Consider the following 17,766-nt stretch of genomic DNA (forward strand, 5'->3'; position numbering starts at 1 on the left):
GGTGATACATTGCTTGTTGTTTTGGTACACTCCAGCATTAAGGGCAGTTCCTGCCTAGATTTGAAAGCAGATATTTCGACAATGCGCGCCAGTTCACCCGCAGTACCGAACGATCCGCGTCATGCGGCCCCGGCGGCGAGCCCGGACGGCTACATGGAGGCGGTGGGCGACGTCGCGTTCCGCCTCGACCCTTCCGGCCTGATCCACCACGCCAGCCAGCGCGCCCAGCGCACGTTCGGCGCGCAGACGCTGGCCGGCGCCGTCTTGACGACACTGGCCGTCGACGTCGACCAGGCCGCCCTGCGCAACGCCCTCGTCGATGCCGGCACGGCGAGCGATCCGATACTCGTCGAAGTGCGGCTGCGCTGCGCCGGCAAGGACGTCTGGTTCGAACTGCGCATCGGCCTGCTCGCGGGCAGCCATGAATTGCTGGCCGTCGGCCGCGACATGTCGGCCCAGCGCGCGACCGAACAACGCCTGCGCCACATGGCCACCCACGACGCGCTGACGGAACTCCCGAACCGCCTGCTGCTGTCCGACCGCATCCGCATGGTGATCGCCAGTGCGCGCCGCTCGGGCCAGGGCTTCTGCGTCGCCACGATCGGCCTGGACGGTTTCAAAAAGGTCAACGACGGCCTCGGCCACCCGGTCGGCGATGCCGTGCTGCGCCAGGCCGCGAGCCGCCTGCGCAAGACCTTGCGCGACAGCGACACGCTGGCCCGCGTCGGCGGCGACGAGTTCGTTGCCGTCCTGCCGGGCACGTTCACGCCGGACCAGATCAAGCTCGTGAGCGGCCGCCTGCTGGCCGCGCTGCAATCGCCGTTCGAGGTCGACGGACATACCGTGTACCTGGGCGCGTCCGTCGGCGTGTCGATCTATCCCGACCACGCCGAGGACGAGATCCGCCTGATCGCCCTCGCCGACGCCGCCATGGGCCGCGCCAAGGAAACGGGCAAGGGCCGCGCCGTCGTCTACAGCGTGCGCGAGAACGGCATGCCGCAGCACGATATCTCGCTCGAAGCCGCGATGTTCCAGGCCGTGCGCGAAGGCGAGTTCCTGCTGTACTACCAGCCGATCGTGTCCAGCCGCACGCGCCAGATCGAAGGCTTCGAGACCTTGATGCGCTGGAAGCATCCGACCCTCGGCATGGTGCCGCCCGTGCGCTTCATCCCCATCGCCGAAACCAATGGCCTCATCAACCTGCTCGGCGCCTGGGCGCTCAAGGCGGCGCTGGTGCAGCTGCGCCAGTTCGAGGAAGTGGCCAAGCGCGACCTGTATATCTCGGTCAACATCAGCCCGCGCCAGTTCCGCAACGACCGCTTCCTCAACGTGCTGGACGACGCCCTCGACTTTTCCGGCGCGCCCGGCGACAAGCTCGTGCTCGAGATCACGGAAGGCACGCTGATGGTCGACCCGGTGCACGCGGAGGCGATCCTGACCAAGATGGCGGAACGCAACGCCCGCATCGCGATCGACGACTTCGGCACCGGCTATTCGAGCCTCGCCTACCTGAAACGCTTCCCGATCTCCGTGCTGAAGATCGACCGCGCCTTCATCAAGGACCTGCCCGCCTCGACTAAGGACGCGGCGATCTGCAATGCCGTGCTCGACCTGGCCAAGCACCTCGACCTGTCGGTCGTGGCCGAAGGCGTCGAGACCGAAGAACAACTGACCTACGTCGAGTCGCGCGGATGCGACTACGTACAAGGCTACCTGACCGGGAAACCGATGCCGGCCCACGTGGCCATGGCCGCGCTCAAGGAAAACCTGTACACGGAACTGCTGCCGGACGAATTACGGGCGGGCCTCACATGAACCAGACTGCTACCATCGAACGATCGCCGAAAGCCGACGCCACCCTCGCCCTGCTGTGGGAGCGGATCCGGCGGCGCGGCGACATGCCCGGCTTCACCAAGGCCATCAACGCCATCCTCGCCTCCATGCGCGGCGAGGACGAGCGCGACTTTTCCATGACCCAGACGGTGCTGTCCGACCCCGTGCTCACCCAGAAGGTGCTGCGCCTGGCGAACAGCGGCATGTACTCGGCCTTCGGCCAGCGCATCAACACCGTCTCCAAGGCCATCCTCGTGCTGGGCACGGAAGCCATCGGCCACCTGGCACTGGGCCTCAAACTGATCGAGGAACTGTCCAAGTCGACGCCCGATTCGCTGCAGGCCCACATCGAGATGGAAAAGGCCGTGCTGGCCGGGATGGTGGCGCACCAGGTCGCGGCCGAAGCGGCCACGCGCGATCCGGAAGAAGCCGTCGTGTGCTCGATCCTCCATTCGCTGGGCCGGATGATGGTCACGTTCTACCTGCCCGAGCACTGGACCCTGATGCAGCAGGCGGCAGGCGCCGGCGATATCGACCCGATCGCCATCGCGCAACTGGGCCTGTCGCTCGAACAGATCGGCCGCGCCACAGCCGAACACTGGGGCCTGCCGCGCAACCTGATCGCCGGCATGCGCCGCGTGGAGCCCGGCTTGCGCGGCGCCGACTTCGGCCACGACGACTGGCTCGCCGCCCTCGGCACCATGGCGTCGCAATGCGCCGACAGCCTGTGGCACGGCGACGAAGCGGGCGCCGAACAGGTGAAACTGCTGGCAGCCGGCTTCGCGCCGCTGATCGGCATCGAGCCGGACAACATCGTCGGTGCCATCGAGAAGGCGAAGGTCGAAGCGGCCGCGGACCTGTCGATCGCGCCGCTCGCGAACCCGCCCGAGAAGCGCGCCCGCGCCTCCGCCGTCACGCGCCTGCGCGAGGCCGGCAACAAGATCCTGCTGAACGGGGTGGCCGACATGCGTGACGCCGCCGCGACCGCAACGCCTGGCCAGATGGTGTCGATGGCGATCGAGACGGCGTACCACGGCCTGTCGTTCACGCGCGCGTTCGGCTTCCTGCGCAACCGCCGCGACGGCCGCTACACGGCCAAGATCGGCCTGGGCGACAACACCAAGACACTCGTGCCCAAGCTGTCGTTCGACGATGCGTACGAACCGAACGTGTTCTTCGCCTCCCTCGGCAGCGACCGCGTGATCTTCATCGAAAACGCGCGCGATCCGAAATTCTCGAGCAAGCTGCCGGGCTGGTGGAAAGGCACGCTGTCCGAGGCCCGCTGCTTCGTCATCATCCCGCTGTGCACGCGCGGCGAGCCGGTCGGCTTCATCTACGGCGACTGGGACGACCGCTTCCCGTCCGTCTACCTGAGCCAGACGGAGTTCTCGCTGCTGAACGAATTGCGCGCGCTCGTCGTCAAGAGCGTGGAGCGGCGGCAGCCGGCGGAAGCGGTGGCGAGCCGGGCCTGAACGATGCCGTCGCCCCCGCGAAGGCGGGGGCCCAGGTTCTGCATGCGCCAACGCGGCGTCCGCAAAATTGGATCCCTGCCTTCGCAGGGACGACGTATCGAGATTCCGTGTATTTAACGCAGGCGCGGCGTATCCACGTGCACGTCGCCGCACTGGGCGCGGTTCATCAGGGCGTGATCGATCAGCACCAGCGCCAGCATCGCCTCCGCGATCGGCGTCGCGCGGATGCCCACGCACGGGTCGTGGCGGCCGAACGTCTCGACCGTCACCGGATTGCCCTGCTTGTCGATCGAGCGGCGCGGCGTGCGAATCGACGACGTCGGCTTGATGGCGATGGACACGGTGATGTCCTGGCCCGTCGAGATCCCGCCCAGCACACCGCCGGCATTGTTGCCGACGAAGCCTTCCGGGGTCAGTTCGTCGCCGTGTTCCGCCCCCTTCTGCGCGACCGAGTGGAAACCGGCGCCGATCTCCACCCCTTTCACCGCATTGATGCCCATCATGGCGTAGGCGATGTCGGCGTCGAGCTTGTCATAGATCGGCTGGCCGAGACCCACCGGGACGTTCTTCGCCACCACGTCGATGCGGGCACCGATGGAATCGCCCGCGCGGCGCAGTTCGTCCATCGCCGTTTCCATGCGCGCGATCAGGTCGGCGTCGGACGTCGCGGCGAAGAACGGGTTGTCGTGCACGTGCCTGAAATCCTCGAACGGCACGGGAATGTCGCCCAGCTGGCTCATGCAGCCCATGAACTCGGTGCCGTACTTCTCGCGCAGCCACTTCTTGGCGATGGCGCCGGCGCCGACGACGGGCGCGGTCAGGCGCGCGGACGAGCGGCCGCCGCCGCGCGGGTCGCGCACGCCGTACTTGTGCCAATAGGTGTAGTCCGCGTGGCCAGGACGGAACATCTCGACGATGTTGCCGTAGTCCTTGCTGCGCTGGTCCGTGTTCTCGATCAGCAGCGCGATCGGCGTGCCCGTCGTCACGCCTTCATAGACCCCGGACAGGATCTTCACCTGGTCCGCTTCCTGGCGCTGCGTCACGTGGCGCGACGTGCCCGGCTTGCGACGGTCCAGCTCGGGCTGGATGTCGGCTTCGGACAACGCCAGTCCCGGCGGACAGCCGTCGATCACGCAGCCGATTGCGGGACCGTGCGATTCGCCGAAAGTGGTTACGGAAAACAGCTTGCCAAATGTGTTGCCGGACATGGAATCTCGTTGGGTTGTGCGAATGGAATGGAAGATTCTACCAGCATGGACAAAAGACCGGTGAATTGACTACTTGCACGAATAAAAATGTTTCCTTGTGGAATTTTCTTGCCTGACTTGATACCATTGCAGATATACTAGTTCGCAACTACCGAGCTTAACCTGGAGACGCAGCAATGCCCGCACCGAACACGCCTCCGGGCGCCGCACAGGACGATGACCTGGTGTTCGCAGACGAGACGCCGGCAGACGCCCCTGTGAAGGACGGCGGCGCGTGGCGCGTGCTGATCGTCGACGACGACGCCGACGTCCATTCGACGACGACGTTCGCGCTCGGTACGCTCGAGATGCACGGCCGGCCGCTGGCATTCCTGCATGCGTATTCCGCCGCCGAGGCGATGGACGTGCTGGCCCGCGAACACGACATCGCCGTGATCCTGCTCGACGTCGTGATGGAACAGGCCGACGCCGGCCTGCACCTCGTGCGCCACGTGCGCGACACGCTCGGCCGCCACGACGTGCGCATCATCCTGCGCACGGGCCAACCCGGCTATGCGCCCGAGATGGACGCGATCCGCGGCTACGACATCAACGATTACCGCACCAAGTCGGAACTCACCCGCACGAAGCTCTACACGAGCGTGGCCACCGCGATCCGCGCCTACGAGCAGATCCACGCGCTCGAAGACAGCCGCATGGGCCTTGCCGAAGTCGTGCGCGCCAATACGGAATTGATGGCCCTGCACACCGTCGGCGAGATGACGCTCGGCATCCTGCGCGCAGTGGCTGTCCTCGCGGGCCAACCGGCGGACGGCGTGCTGTGCGCCTGCGTGCCGGGCACGGGCCACGTCGGCTGGCAGGTGCTGGCCAGTTGCGGGCCCAGCGCGGACCTCGCGCGCGGCGGCATGCTCGCGCCGGGCGGTCAGGGCCCCGCCGCCGCCATCGCGCGTGCGCTGGCCGAACGGCGCAACCTGTACGAACCCGACTACCTCGCCCTCTACTTCTGCGGCAAGTCGCACCGTCATTTCGCCGCGTGGCTGAAGTTGACGCGGCCGCTGGACGCCCTGCGCCGCGGCCTCGTCGACGTCTTCACGAGCAGCATCGCGGTCGGCCTGGACAACGTCGCCCTGATGACCGCCCTGCACCGCGCGGCGTTCTACGACGGCCTCACGAGCCTGCCGAACCGGACCCGCCTCGTCGAACTCATCGACGACAGCCTGCGAGCGCGCGCCGACGCGACCCTGTGCCTCGTCGACATCGACCAGTTCGCCGAAACGAACGACGCCCTCGGCCACCAGTTCGGCGACGCGCTGCTCGGCGCGGTAGCGCAGCGCCTGCGCACGCGCCTGGATGCGCGGGTGGCGCTGGCACGCATCGGCGGCGACATCTTCTGCCTGCTGGGCGAGGCCGACCTGATCGATCCGGCCGCCGTACAAGACCAGTTCGCGGCGCCGTTCTCGATCGAAGGCCAGGACGTGCAGGTGTCCGCCACGCTGGGCCTCGTGCGCCTGCTGGAGCATGACGGCACCGCGGCCGATGCGCTGAAGGATGCCGACATCGCGCTGAAGCGCGCGAAAACCCAGCGGCGCGGCGGCCACTTCTATTTTTCGCGCGGCATGGGCGTGGAGATCCGTGAACGGGTGCGCCTGATGCACGCGCTGCGCAGCGGCTTCGCGCGCGGCGAACTGTTCCTCGCCTATCAGCCCCAGGTCGAACTCGCCGCGCGCCGCGCGTTCGGCGCGGAGGCGCTGCTGCGCTGGCGCACGGAAGACGGCCGCTTCGTCCCGCCCGACCGGTTCATTCCGATCGCGGAATACTCAGGCCTGATTATCGACATCGGCGCGTGGGTGCTGCGCGAAGCCTGCGCGGAACTCGTGCGCGTGCGCGCGGCGGGCCACCTCGACTTCACGATGTCGATCAACGTCTCGCAAGTCCAGTTCCGCCATCCGCATTTCATCGACATGCTGCGCCAGGCGCTGCTCGAGACGGGCGCGCCGCCGGAGCGTGTCGAGCTGGAGATCACGGAATCGATGGCGATGGAAGAACCCGACCTGCTGATCGAACGCCTCGCCGAAATCAAGCGCACGGGCGTGTCGATCGCCATCGACGATTTCGGCACGGGCTTCTCGTCCCTCTCCTACCTGCAGCGCCTGTGCGTGGACCGGCTCAAGATCGACCGCGCGTTCGTGACCGAGATCACGGACGCGGCACGCGGCAGCAGCATCGCGGAGATGGTCATCGAGCTGGGCCGCAACCTGGGCCTGTCGATCATCGCCGAAGGTGTCGAGGACGAGGTGCAGGCGCAGATCCTGCAGGCGCTCGGTTGCCCGCTCGCGCAGGGCTATCTGTTCGCGCGCCCGCTCGCGCCCGAGGCACTCATCGAGTGGCTGGGCAGCGACGCGCTGACACGCGCCGCGTAATCACCGGCGACCGCTCAATCCTCAGCCATCTGCTCGGCAGGCCAGTCGCGGATATAGGCCTTGAGCATGCGGTTCTCGAAGCTCTGCGCCTCGAGCACGGCCTTCGCGACGTCGTAGAACGAGATCACGCCCAGCAGCGTGCGCGCGTTCATCACGGGCAGGTAGCGCGCGTGCTTTTCCAGCATGATGCGGCGCACTTCGTTGACTTCGGTGTCCGGGGTGACGGTGATCGGGCTGTCGTCCATGTGCTTGCGCACGGTGCCCGCGGGTTCGAGCGAACCGCCATGCGCGTGCAAGGCCTTGATGACCTCGCGGAAGGTCAGCATGCCGACCAGGTCGCCATATTCCATCACGACGAGCGAGCCGATGTCGCGCTCGGCCATCGTGGCGGCGGCGTTGGCCAGGTCGGTGTCCGGTGACACGGTGTACAGGATGTCGCCCTTGACCTGCAGGATTTCCGATACCTTCATTTGGACCCCCTTGAGTGGAGATGCGTGCTGCGTTGTGTATTTCATAAATTTGACTCTAGCCTAAGCTCCCCAAAAAATCCACCTTTTTGCCTTGCAACCGTGCACTCTGCACCATCTTGATGATTAAATGTAACGGTTAGCGCTATCGGATGCTAGCATGCGCCGTCTTCGTTTTCAGGATGAACCCCATGAGCGGTCCCCGCTACCCCGGCTTCAGCACGCTGGCGCTGCACGTCGCCGCCGGCGCCCCGTTACCCGCCCCGGCCGGCGCCACGCTCGAGGAGCGCGTCGCCGCCCTCGAAGGTGGTGTCGCCGGCATCGCGACGGCCAGCGGCCAGGCCGCGCTGCATCTGGCGCTGGCCACGCTGGCAGGCAACGGCCACCACGTCGTCGCCGCGGACAACCTGCATGACGACGCGCGCGCCCTCCTCGCCCACGGCCTGCGTCGCTTCGGCGTCACGACGACGTTCGTCGATCCGCGCGCTCCCGACGCGTGGCGCGCGGCCATCAGGGCCGAGACGCGGGTCCTCGTCGGCGCGGCCTTCGGGCTGGACGGCACCGTCCTCGACATCCCGCGCGTGGCCGCCGTCGCGCACGACCACGACCTGCCGCTGCTCGTCGACGCGACACTTGCCACGCCGTGGCTGCTGTCCGCGTTCGACCTCGGCGCCGACCTCGTGGTCCATGACGCCGCCTTCCTCGCCGGACAAGCGGACGCGCCCGGCGGCCTGCTCGTCGACGGCGGCACGTTCGACTGGCATGCCGCGCACACGCGCACGGGCCGCTACGCCGACCTGTGCGAACCGAACCCCGCCTGCGACGGCCGCGTGTTCGCCGAAGAGTCGACGGTCGGCGCCTTCGCCCTGTGCGCGCGCCACGTCGGCCTGCGCGCTTTCGGCACCGCGCCGGGCGCGCACGATGCGGCCGCGATCCTGCGCGGACTCGAGACCCTGGGCATGCGCATGGGCCGCCACGTCGCCGGCGCCCGCAAGGTCGCGCAGACGCTCGCGGGTCACCCGGCCGTCGCGGGCGTCGCGTATGCCGAACACGGACTGCTGCCGCGCGGCGCCGGCGCCGTCGTCCCGTTCACGCTGCAGGGCGGCCCGGCCGCGGCCGGCCGCTTCCTCGATGCGCTGAAGGTCTTCGGCCGGGCGGATGCCATCGGCGGCCCCCGCTCGTCCGCCACCGACGCCGGCGCGGGCAACGTGCGCCTCCACGTCGGCCTGGAAGACCCGGACGACCTGCTCGACGATCTCGCCCGCGCCCTGAAACTGGCGCAGAAAGGAGCCTGACATGCTGCTCGACGTGAACGGCAGGACCGCCTACGGCTACACCGCCGGCAGCGCGCCGGGCCGGGAGGCCATCGTGTTCATCCACGGCGCCCAGAACGACCATTCCGTCTGGACGGGCCCGGCCCGCACCTTCGCGCACCAGGGCCATCACGTGCTGGCCGTCGACCTGCCCGGCCACGGCCGCAGCGCCGGCCCCGCGCTGGCCACGGTCGAGGAGATGGCCGCCTGGCTGCTCGACCTGCTCGACGCGGCCGGCATCGCCCGCGCCGTGCTGGCCGGTCACAGCATGGGTTCGCTGATCGCCCTCGAGGCCGCGGCCCGGGCGCCCGCCCGCGTACGCGCGCTGGCCCTCGTGGGCAGCACGTGGCCGATGAAGGTCTCGGACGCCCTGCTGGAGACGGCGCGCACGAACGAGCAGGCCGCCATCGACATGGTCAACCTGTGGTCGCACGTCGCGGTCGCGCCGGCCGCGCCGGGCCGGCCGCAAGGTACCTGGCTGGCGGGCGCGTCGCGCCGGCTGATGCAGCGGCTGTCGCAGCTGAACCCGGACCGGCTGTTCCACACGGACTTCGTGGCGTGCGATACGTACGCGAACGGGGGCGCGGCCGCGCAGGCCATCGCGTGCCCGACCCTGTTCGTGCAGGGCCGGCGCGACGTGATGACGCCGCCCCGTTCGGCGCAAGGGCTCGTGGCCGCGATCCCGCATGCGCGCGTCGTCGCGCTCGATTGCGGGCATGCGCTGATGACGGAACAGCCGGATGCGGTGAGCGCCGCGCTGGCGGACTTCGTGCGCGGCCTGGATTGATCTACACTGGACGGCAGGGAGACAACCCGGAGAGCAGAATGGCCGCCGTCCGCTACGACAGTTTCGCGCAGTTCTATCCCTGGTACCTGACCCAGCACGAGAACCGGATGTGCCGGCGCGCGCACTTCCTCGGCACGTCGTCGGCCATCGCGGGCATCGCGCAATACATCGACAGCCTGAATCCGTGGTGGCTCGCCGTCGCCGTCGTGACGGGCTACGGCGGCGCCTGGATCGGGCACTTCCTGTTCGAGAAGAACCGCCCGGCCACGTTCGGCTACCCGTGGTATTCGTTCCGCGCGGACTGGGTGATGTATTGGGAGATGCTGACCGGCAAGCTCAGCTGGTGACCCGGTCAAAATGGCCAGCCAGCGTCTCGTCCAGCCCCCGCTCGACGGACGCCTCGACCTGGCGCGCGAGCGCGGCCGTGTCCAGCGCCAGCGGCGACTGCGCGCCGTCGGCCGGCGCTCCGGCCTCGCTCTTGACGCCGCCGAACACGAACAGCCGGTAGACGTCCGCCAGCCTGACGAGGCGCGGATCGACGAGCAGCACCCAGCAGTCGGTCCCGGCCCGCGCGCCTCCGCGTTTTCCCATCCTCCACCGCAGCGACACTTGCTCCTCCACGTGCACGCGCCCGACCCAGCCGGCCGCCACCATCCGCTCCAGCAACTCGGTCATCTCGTCGTAGCCGATCCGCGTGCACGTACGGATCTGGGCGCTCGACACCATCGCGGTACCGGTCAGCCGCGCACCGCCATGCAGCACCTTCAGCACGGCCATCGCATCCACGAACGCGCCCCCCGGCACGGGTTCGTACCACCAGCGCTCATACTTGACGATGGGCAGCGCGGCCGTCAGCAGCGCGCCCACCAGGGTGATCATCCAGGACAGGTACATCCAGACGAGGAACAGCGGCAGCGCGGCCAGCGCCCCGTAGATGATGGCGTAGGTGGGGAACTGGCGGATGAAGATGGCGAACACGCGTTTCGCCACCTCGAACGCAATGGCGGCGACGAGGCCGCCCCACATGGCGTCGCGCCAGTCGACGTCGCGGTTCGGCACCGTCATGTACAGCAGCACGTAGGCACCCGTCGTCAACGCGACCGACACGACCGTGTAGAAGACCGCGCCCAGGAACGGCACGAGGCTCATCACGCCATTGGTGGCGGAAAACAGTTGCGACGTCAACGTGAGCGACAGGCCGAACGCGAGCGGCCCCAGGGTGACGAGCGCCCAGTACACGAGCACGCGCTGCACGACGGGACGGGGGCGGCGCACCTTCCAGATCTGGTTGAACGCCCGCTCGATCGTGCCGATCAGCGCGACGGTCGTGAACACGAGGGCGATACCGCCGACGGCCGACAGCCCCGTCGCCTTGCTGGCGAACTGCGTCAGGTTCGACGTGATCGTGTTGGCGATCGCCTTCGGCATCAGCATCTGGACGAAATAATTGTCCAGGGCGGTGCGCAGTTTGCCGAACATCGGAAACGTTGTGAAGATGGCCAGCACGATCGTCAGCAGCGGGACGATGGCCAGGGTGGTCGTGAACGTGAGGCTGCCCGCCACCTGCGGCAGCTTTTCCTCGGTGAGGCGGCGGCGCGCGAAGCGCACGAGGTCGCGCACCTCGTTCCACGTCAGTCCGCGCACCCGGTCGACGCCCGTATTGATCATCTCGGTCGTGCTGCGGGAAAGATTGGTGACGGTCTTGGAAAGCATCGAAAAAGCGCCGACGGCGAGCGTGTCATCTTGTAAAGCGCCCTATAATACCAACGATGAACCCAACCAATCGGATTATCCTCGTGTTGTATTACTCGCGTCATGGAAAGACGCGCCGGCTGGCCGAACTGATCGGCCAGGGCATCGACAGCGTGCCGGGCCTGGAAGCCCGGTTACGGACTGTTCCCGCGGTATCGACGGTGGCCGAAGCGACGGAACCCGACATCCCGCGTGCCGGCGCGCCCTACGTGGAGCTCGAGGACCTGGCGGAGTGTGCCGGACTGGCACTGGGTTCGCCCACGCGATTCGGCAATATGGCGGCGCCCATGAAATATTTCCTCGACGGTACTTCCGCGCAATGGCTGTCCGGCACGCTGGCCGGCAAGCCCGCTGCCGTGTTCACGTCGACGGGCAGCCTGCACGGCGGCCAGGAATCGACCCTGCTGTCGATGATGATCCCGCTGCTGCACCACGGCATGATGGTGATGGGCCTGCCCTACACCGAGCCGGAACTGATGACCACCGCGAGCGGCGGCAGTCCCTACGGCGCGACCCACTGGTCGGGCGTGGACGGCAACCGCCCGGTGACGGAAGACGAGAAGCGGCTCGCGATCGCGCTCGGCCGGCGCCTCGCGATCGCCAGCCGCAAACTGCAGGGGACGGAATAAACGATGCAAACGCAAAGGGCATTTCACACGGGCGCGGTGACGAGTCTCGTCATCCTGTTCGCCTGGCTGCTGGTCTGGGAGATCGTCGTCGCGCCGCTCCATCCGGGCGGCTCGCTGCTGGCCCTGAAGGCCCTGCCGCTGCTGCTGCCGCTGCGCGGCGTCCTGAAACGCGACCTGTACACGCTGCAGTGGTCGTCGATGGTCATCCTGATCTACTTCGTCGAAGGCATCGTGCGCGCCTGGAGCGACAAGACGGAAATTTCGCGCATGATGGCGCTGGGCGAAGCGCTGCTCGTCGTCTCGTACTTCCTGTTCGCCCTGCTGTACCTCCGTCCTTACAAGAAGCAGGCGCAGAAGCTGGCCAAGGAGCTGCTCGACAAGGTCAAAGTACCGCATGACTGATGGCTTTATCGAGCGTTGCAGCGCCATCGTCGGGCCGACGAACGTCCTCGTCGACGAGCACGACACCGCCCCGTACCTGACCGACTGGCGCGGCCGCTTCACGGGCCGTGCCCGTGCCGTCGTGCGTCCCGCCAGCACGGCCGAAGTGGCCGCCGTCGTGCGCCTGTGCGCGGAACTGCGCGTGCCGATCGTGCCCCAGGGCGGCCGCACGGGCCTCGTGCTGGGCAGCGTGCCGGATGCGGCGGGCGACGCCGTCGTGCTGTCGCTGCGGCGCCTGAACCGCATCCGCACCGTCGATACCTTCAACCGCACGATGACCGTGGAAGCCGGCTGCATCCTGCAGGATATCCAGCACGCCGCCTCTGAGCACGGCATGCTGTTCCCGCTGTCGCTGGCGGCCGAAGGCAGTTGCACCATCGGCGGCAACCTGTCGACCAATGCGGGCGGCACGGGCGTCCTGCGCTACGGAAACACGAGAGAATTGTGCCTGGGCCTCGAAGTCGTCACCGCGCAGGGCGAGGTGTGGGATGCGCTGCGCGGCCTGCGCAAGGACAACACCGGCTACGACCTGCGCGACCTGTACGTGGGCGCGGAAGGCACGCTCGGCGTCATCACCGCGGCCGTGCTGAAACTGTTCCCGCAGCCGAAGGCCGCGATCACGGCGCTCGTCGCGCTGGCAACCCCACGCGGCGCGCTGGCGCTGCTGAAGCTCGTCGAAGGCGAATGCGGGCCGACCTTGACCGGCTATGAATTGATGAGCGACGTCAGCCTGCGCCTCGTCGCCAGCCATTTCCCCGACCTGCCGAAGCCGTTCCCGGAACGCTATCCGCAGTACGCGCTGCTGGAACTGTCGAGCCACGAGTCCGAGGCGCACGGCGTGGCCTTGCTGGAACGCGCGATCGAACGGGCGCTGGAAGACGGGCTCGCGCAGGATGCCGTCGTCGCGACGTCGATCGCCCAGTCGCGCGCGCTGTGGGCCATCCGCGAGCACATCCCCCTGGCGCAGGCGGCGGCCGGCAAGAACATCAAGCACGACATCTCCGTGCCGATCTCGCGCATCGCCGACTTCATCGAGACGACGGACGCGCAGCTGGAAGCGGACTATCCCGGCGTACAGGTCGTCTGCTTCGGCCACCTGGGCGACGGCAACCTGCACTACAACGTCGCGCCGCCGGAAGGCATCCGCCACGACGATTTCCTCGCCGAGCAGGGCCCCATCAACCGCATCGTGCACGACAGCGTGGCGGCGCATGGCGGGTCGATCTCGGCCGAGCACGGGATCGGCGCGTTGAAGCGCGACGAGCTCCCGCGCTACAAGTCGCCGGTCGAGCTGCAGCTGATGCGTGCGATCAAGGCTGCGCTCGACCCGCTGGGCATCATGAACCCCGGTAAAATCCTGTGACCCGGAGACCTGCATGATGCGTTTTCTTCCCCTGCTCGCGGCCTGTTTGCTGACCAATGCCCTCGCCGATCCCGTCTACAAATGCACGCAGGACGGCAAGACGAGTTACTCGGACCGCCCCTGCGTCCACGGCAAGTCGGTCGAGCTGCCGGCGCCGGTGGGCATCCGCCCCGAAGGCGCGGAATCGGTGCCTACGCGCGACGCGCGCACGCTCCTCCAGCTGGAAAAGCTGCGCATCGCGCGGGAGAAGGAACAAAAGCGGGAACAGGAACGCAGCGACAAGGCCGACGCGCGCCAGGCCAGAGCCGCCGCCACGCACCGCAAGCAGTGCGCGCGGCTGAACCTGCGCAAGCGCTGGGCCGAGGAAGACGTCGCCCGGCTGACGGGCCGCGCCAAGATGGCCGCGCAGCGCCGGTCGAAACGGGCGACGGAAGCGCTGGCGGTGGAATGTCCGGCGTGATCCTCGGCGTCAACCCGTTGTCGCGCTGGCTGCTGTTCGGCGAGTGGCGCGCGCACCCGATGCGCGCGGTGCTGGCCGTCGTCGCCATCGCGGTCGGCGTCGCGATGGGCTTCGCCATCCACCTGATCAATGCAGCGGCATTCAATGAATTCAACGCGGCCGTGCACAGCCTCTCCGGCCAGGCCGACGTCCAGGTCACGGGGCGCGAAGCGCTGTTCGACGAGGGCATCTACCCACGCCTGACCACCCACGAAGGCGTCGCCCTCGCCTCGCCCGTGCTCGAAGTCGACGCCGCGCGGGCCGATGGCCAGGGGTCGCTGAAGATCGTCGGCCTCGACGCCTTCCGCGCCGGCTACATCGCCCCCGACCTGATGGGTGTGCCGGAGGCGTCCCGCCCGTACGACGTCCTCGCGGACGACACGGTGTTCCTGTCGCCGGCCGCGCAGGCGTGGCTGGGCAAGGCGCGCGGCGACAGCATCACGGTCCGCGCCGGCACGCGCGACCTGGCGCTGCGCGTGGCGGGGCCGATCCTGCGCGCGCGCAGCGGCCAGCGCCTCGGCGTGATGGACATCGGCGCGCTGCAGTGGCGTTTTCGACTCACCGGCAAACTGTCGCGCATCGACCTGAAACTGCGCGACGGCGTCGACCGCGCCACGTTCGAGCGCGCGCTGGCGGCGGAACTGGAGCGCGATTATCCCGGCCGCTTCACGGTCGGCCGTCCCGGCGACGCCAACCAGGAAAGCCGCAGCAATAACCTCAGCCGCGCGTACCGGGTGAACCTGACGGTGCTGGCGCTGGTCGCCCTGTTCACCGGCGCATTCCTCGTCTTTTCCACGCAGGCGCTGTCCGTGCTGCGCCGGCGCGGGCAGTTCGCGCTGCTGCGCGTGCTCGGCCTGGAACGGCGCGCGCTGCTGCGCCAGGTGCTGCTGGAAGGCGCGACCCTGGGCGTGCTCGGCGCCCTGCTCGGCATCGCGGCGGGCTACGGCCTCGCGGCGGCCGCCCTGTCGCTGTTCGGCGGCGACCTCGGCGCCGGCTACTTCCCCGGCGTGAAACCGCACGTACAGTTCGCGCCCGGCGCCGCCCTCGTCTATTTCGGCCTGGGCCTCGGCGTCGCGCTGCTCGGCTGCGCCGCGCCGGCACTCGAAGCCGCGCGTGCCCGGCCCGCCATCGCACTCAAGTCGGGCAACGACGAGACGGCGCTGGAGCGCCTCAACCGCGTCTGGCCCGCCGTGGTCTGCCTTCTGCTCGCCGGCGCCTGCGCGTTCGCGCCGCCCGTGTTCGGGTTGCCGCTGTTCGGCTACTTCGCCGTCGCCCTGCTGCTCATCGGCGGCATCGGCCTGATGCCCCGGTTGGCCGCATCCGCATTCCGGTCACTGGACCGCGTGCTGCGCCGCCGTGAAGACCATTCGCCCGTGCTGGCACTCACGCTGGCGCGCCTCGCCAACGCGCCGGGCCAGGCCTCGATCGCCCTCGGTGGCGTGCTCGCGAGCTTCAGCCTGATGGTCGCGATGGGCATCATGGTCGCCAGCTTCCGCGTCTCCGTCGACGACTGGATCCTGCACATCCTGCCGGCCGACCTGTACGTGCGCAGCAGCAGCGGCGGCAACACGGGCGGCTTCGGCGCGCCGGAACAGGCGGCGCTGGCCGGCGTGCCCGGTGTCGCGCGCGCCGCGTTCCTGCGCACGCGGCCGTTGTCGCTCGACCCGGCCCGCCCGAACATCGCGCTCGTCGCGCGCGATATCGACGCGAACGATCCGGGACGGATGCTGGCCCTCGTCGGCGACCCGGCCCCGGTGCCCGCCGGCGCCCGGCCCGTGTGGGTATCGGAAGCGATGACGGACCTGTACCGGTTGAAGCCCGGGCAGACCGTGAACCTGCCGCTGGGCGGCCGGCCGCAGCCTTTCTTCATCGCCGGCGTCTGGCGCGACTATGCCAACCAGACCGGCGCCGTCGTCGTGCTCCTGGATGACTATCGCGCGCTGACGGGCGACACGACCGTCACCGATGCCGCGCTGTGGGTCGCCCCCGGCGCCGATGTCGCGCACGTCGAGGCCGCGCTGCGCAAACTGCCGTTCGGCGCGGCACTCCAACTGGCCCGGCCCGGCGACATCCGGGCCATGAGTTTGCGCATCTTCGACCGCAGCTTCGCCGTGACCTATCTGCTGGAAGCGATCGCCATCGCCATCGGCCTCTCGGGCGTGGCCGCGACATTCTCGGCGCAGACGCTGGCGCGCGCGAAGGAATTCGGCATGCTGCGCCATGTGGGCGTCACGCGCAGGCAGGTGCTGGGCATTCTCGCCGTCGAGGGCGGCGCGTTGACGGCGCTCGGTGTGGTCACGGGCTTCGTCCTCGGCCTCGTCATCAGCCTGATCCTCGTCTACGTCGTGAATCCGCAGTCGTTCCACTGGACGATGCAGTTGCACCTGCCGTGGCCCCTGCTGGGCAGCGTCGCGGCCGTGCTGGTGGCGGCGTCCGTTGCGACGGCGCTCGTGTCGGGCCGCTACGCATTGTCCGGCGGGCCGGTGCGCGCGGTACGGGAGGACTGGTGATGATCCTGGTGCGTACCCTGCTGCTATGGCTCGTGGCGACGTGCGTCCACGCGGCGCCGCCTGCGTTCGCACCCGTCACGCCAGGACGCACCCTGGCCTTCCCCGCCGATTACGGCGCCCATCCGGACTACCGCACGGAATGGTGGTACGCGACCGGCTGGCTGAAAACACCCGACGGCAAGCCGCTCGGCTTCCAGGTCACGTTCTTCCGCAGCCGCACGGAGACGGATCCGGCCAACCCGAGCGCGTTCGCACCGAAACAGCTGATCATCGGCCACGCGGCGCTGTCCGACCCGGTGCTTGGCCACCTCGTGCACGACCAGAGAAGCGCGCGTGCCGGTTTCGGGCTCGCCTACGCGGGCACGGGCACGACGGACGTGAAACTCGACGACTGGAGCATGCGGCGTGAACCGGACGGCCGCTACCGCGTCGTCGTGCGCGCCGGCGAGCTGTCGTTCACGTTGCGGCTCACGCCCACGCAACCGGTGCTGCTGCAGGGCGAGGCCGGCTTTTCGCAAAAGGGTCCACAGGCGGGCCACGCCAGCTATTACTATAGCGAGCCGCATCTGCAGGTCGACGGCGACGTCGTTCACGCGGGCCGCAAGCAGGCCGTGACGGGCACCGCATGGCTCGACCATGAATGGTCCAGCCAGGTGCTCGACACGAAGGCCGCGGGCTGGGACTGGACCGGCGTGAACCTCGACGACGGCGGCGCGCTGATGGCCTTCCGGATCCGCGCCAGGGATGGTAGTACACTGTGGGCCCACGCGACCTGGCGCGACGGCGCCGGCAAGGTGACGCAATACGGTCCGGACCAGGTGCGCTTCGCGCCGCAACGAACCTGGACCTCGCCGCGCACGAACGCCGCCTACCCGGTGGCGACGCTGCTCACCACGGGGACGACGCAATGGCGCATCGAGCCGCTGCAGCCGGACCAGGAACTCGATTCGCGCCGCTCGACCGGGGCCGTGTACTGGGAAGGCGCCGTCACCGTGCAGCGCGACGGAAGGCCCGCCGGAAGGGGCTACCTCGAGCTGACCGGCTACGTATCGGCCATGAAGCTGTAAGCATC

At 68.6% G+C, this 17,766-nt stretch carries 15 protein-coding genes; 12 read left to right on the plus strand and 3 right to left on the minus strand.

The window, feature by feature from the left end; genetic code table 11:
• Positions 1-81 precede the first annotated feature (81 nt).
• Positions 82-1,815, plus strand: a complete 1,734-nt coding sequence (locus QPK29_RS02375) for a putative bifunctional diguanylate cyclase/phosphodiesterase (RefSeq protein WP_371769798.1) — start codon at positions 82-84, stop codon at positions 1,813-1,815.
• Positions 1,812-3,305, plus strand: a complete 1,494-nt coding sequence (locus tag QPK29_RS02380; protein ID WP_371769797.1) for an HDOD domain-containing protein — start codon at positions 1,812-1,814, stop codon at positions 3,303-3,305. The genes QPK29_RS02375 and QPK29_RS02380 overlap by 4 nt, the downstream gene beginning before the upstream one ends.
• A 113-nt stretch (positions 3,306-3,418) precedes the next feature.
• Here the strand turns inward: QPK29_RS02380 and aroC are convergent, their stop codons facing one another.
• Positions 3,419-4,513 carry a chorismate synthase gene (gene aroC / locus QPK29_RS02385; protein ID WP_371769796.1) on the minus strand — a complete coding sequence of 365 codons (1,095 nt, stop codon included), beginning with the start codon at positions 4,511-4,513 and terminating at the stop codon, positions 3,419-3,421.
• A 176-nt stretch (positions 4,514-4,689) separates the two neighbouring features.
• Here aroC and QPK29_RS02390 point away from each other — a divergent pair, with 176 nt between their 5' ends.
• Positions 4,690-6,933 carry a GGDEF/EAL domain-containing response regulator gene (locus tag QPK29_RS02390; RefSeq protein WP_371769795.1) on the plus strand — a complete coding sequence of 748 codons (2,244 nt, stop codon included), beginning with the start codon at positions 4,690-4,692 and terminating at the stop codon, positions 6,931-6,933.
• A 14-nt stretch (positions 6,934-6,947) separates the two neighbouring features.
• On the opposite strand, the gene QPK29_RS02395 is transcribed toward QPK29_RS02390, so the two are convergent.
• Positions 6,948-7,403 (minus strand): CBS domain-containing protein, encoded by a 456-nt coding sequence (locus tag QPK29_RS02395; RefSeq protein WP_036231747.1) that lies wholly within the window; start codon positions 7,401-7,403, stop codon positions 6,948-6,950.
• Positions 7,404-7,591: 188 nt separating this feature from the next.
• Here QPK29_RS02395 and QPK29_RS02400 point away from each other — a divergent pair, with 188 nt between their 5' ends.
• The 3 genes from QPK29_RS02400 to QPK29_RS02410 are packed head-to-tail and all read left to right on the plus strand — an operon-like array spanning position 7,592 to position 9,847.
• On the plus strand, positions 7,592-8,695 hold the full coding sequence (locus QPK29_RS02400; protein WP_371769794.1) for a PLP-dependent transferase: 1,104 nt from the start codon (positions 7,592-7,594) through the stop codon (positions 8,693-8,695).
• 1 nt (position 8,696) lies between these two features.
• The gene (locus QPK29_RS02405; RefSeq protein WP_371769793.1) at positions 8,697-9,500 is read left to right on the plus strand and encodes an alpha/beta fold hydrolase; all 804 of its coding nucleotides are present in this window, start codon (positions 8,697-8,699) and stop codon (positions 9,498-9,500) included.
• Between the two features lie 38 nt (positions 9,501-9,538).
• Positions 9,539-9,847 carry an Mpo1-like protein gene (locus tag QPK29_RS02410; RefSeq protein WP_371769792.1) on the plus strand — a complete coding sequence of 103 codons (309 nt, stop codon included), beginning with the start codon at positions 9,539-9,541 and terminating at the stop codon, positions 9,845-9,847.
• Here QPK29_RS02410 and QPK29_RS02415 read toward each other — a convergent pair.
• The gene (locus QPK29_RS02415) at positions 9,837-11,213 is read right to left on the minus strand and encodes a YihY family inner membrane protein (RefSeq protein WP_371769791.1); all 1,377 of its coding nucleotides are present in this window, start codon (positions 11,211-11,213) and stop codon (positions 9,837-9,839) included. The two genes, QPK29_RS02410 and QPK29_RS02415, sit on opposite strands and share 11 nt — an antisense overlap.
• A 56-nt stretch (positions 11,214-11,269) precedes the next feature.
• Between QPK29_RS02415 and wrbA the strand changes: the two genes are divergently transcribed.
• Genes wrbA through QPK29_RS02445 form a run of 6 tightly spaced genes read left to right on the plus strand, consistent with a single transcriptional unit; the run spans position 11,270 to position 17,761 of the window.
• Positions 11,270-11,881, plus strand: a complete 612-nt coding sequence (gene wrbA / locus QPK29_RS02420) for an NAD(P)H:quinone oxidoreductase (RefSeq protein ID WP_056131891.1) — start codon at positions 11,270-11,272, stop codon at positions 11,879-11,881.
• Positions 11,882-11,884: 3 nt separating this feature from the next.
• Positions 11,885-12,283, plus strand: a complete 399-nt coding sequence (locus QPK29_RS02425) for a DUF2069 domain-containing protein (protein WP_056131888.1) — start codon at positions 11,885-11,887, stop codon at positions 12,281-12,283.
• Positions 12,276-13,685: an FAD-binding oxidoreductase gene (locus tag QPK29_RS02430; RefSeq protein ID WP_371769790.1), complete on the plus strand. Its 1,410-nt coding sequence runs from the start codon at positions 12,276-12,278 to the stop codon at positions 13,683-13,685. Before QPK29_RS02425 ends, QPK29_RS02430 begins: the two co-directional genes overlap by 8 nt.
• Before the next feature lie 13 nt (positions 13,686-13,698).
• Positions 13,699-14,145 (plus strand): DUF4124 domain-containing protein, encoded by a 447-nt coding sequence (locus QPK29_RS02435; RefSeq protein ID WP_371769789.1) that lies wholly within the window; start codon positions 13,699-13,701, stop codon positions 14,143-14,145.
• Positions 14,133-16,694 carry an FtsX-like permease family protein gene (locus tag QPK29_RS02440; RefSeq protein ID WP_371769788.1) on the plus strand — a complete coding sequence of 854 codons (2,562 nt, stop codon included), beginning with the start codon at positions 14,133-14,135 and terminating at the stop codon, positions 16,692-16,694. Before QPK29_RS02435 ends, QPK29_RS02440 begins: the two co-directional genes overlap by 13 nt.
• On the plus strand, positions 16,694-17,761 hold the full coding sequence (locus QPK29_RS02445) for a lipocalin-like domain-containing protein (protein WP_371769787.1): 1,068 nt from the start codon (positions 16,694-16,696) through the stop codon (positions 17,759-17,761). Before QPK29_RS02440 ends, QPK29_RS02445 begins: the two co-directional genes overlap by 1 nt.
• Positions 17,762-17,766: the final 5 nt, after the last annotated feature.

The sequence above is a fragment of the Massilia orientalis genome (assembly GCF_030411975.2).
In the GTDB taxonomy this organism is placed as follows: Bacteria; Pseudomonadota; Gammaproteobacteria; order Burkholderiales; family Burkholderiaceae_D; genus Telluria; species Telluria orientalis.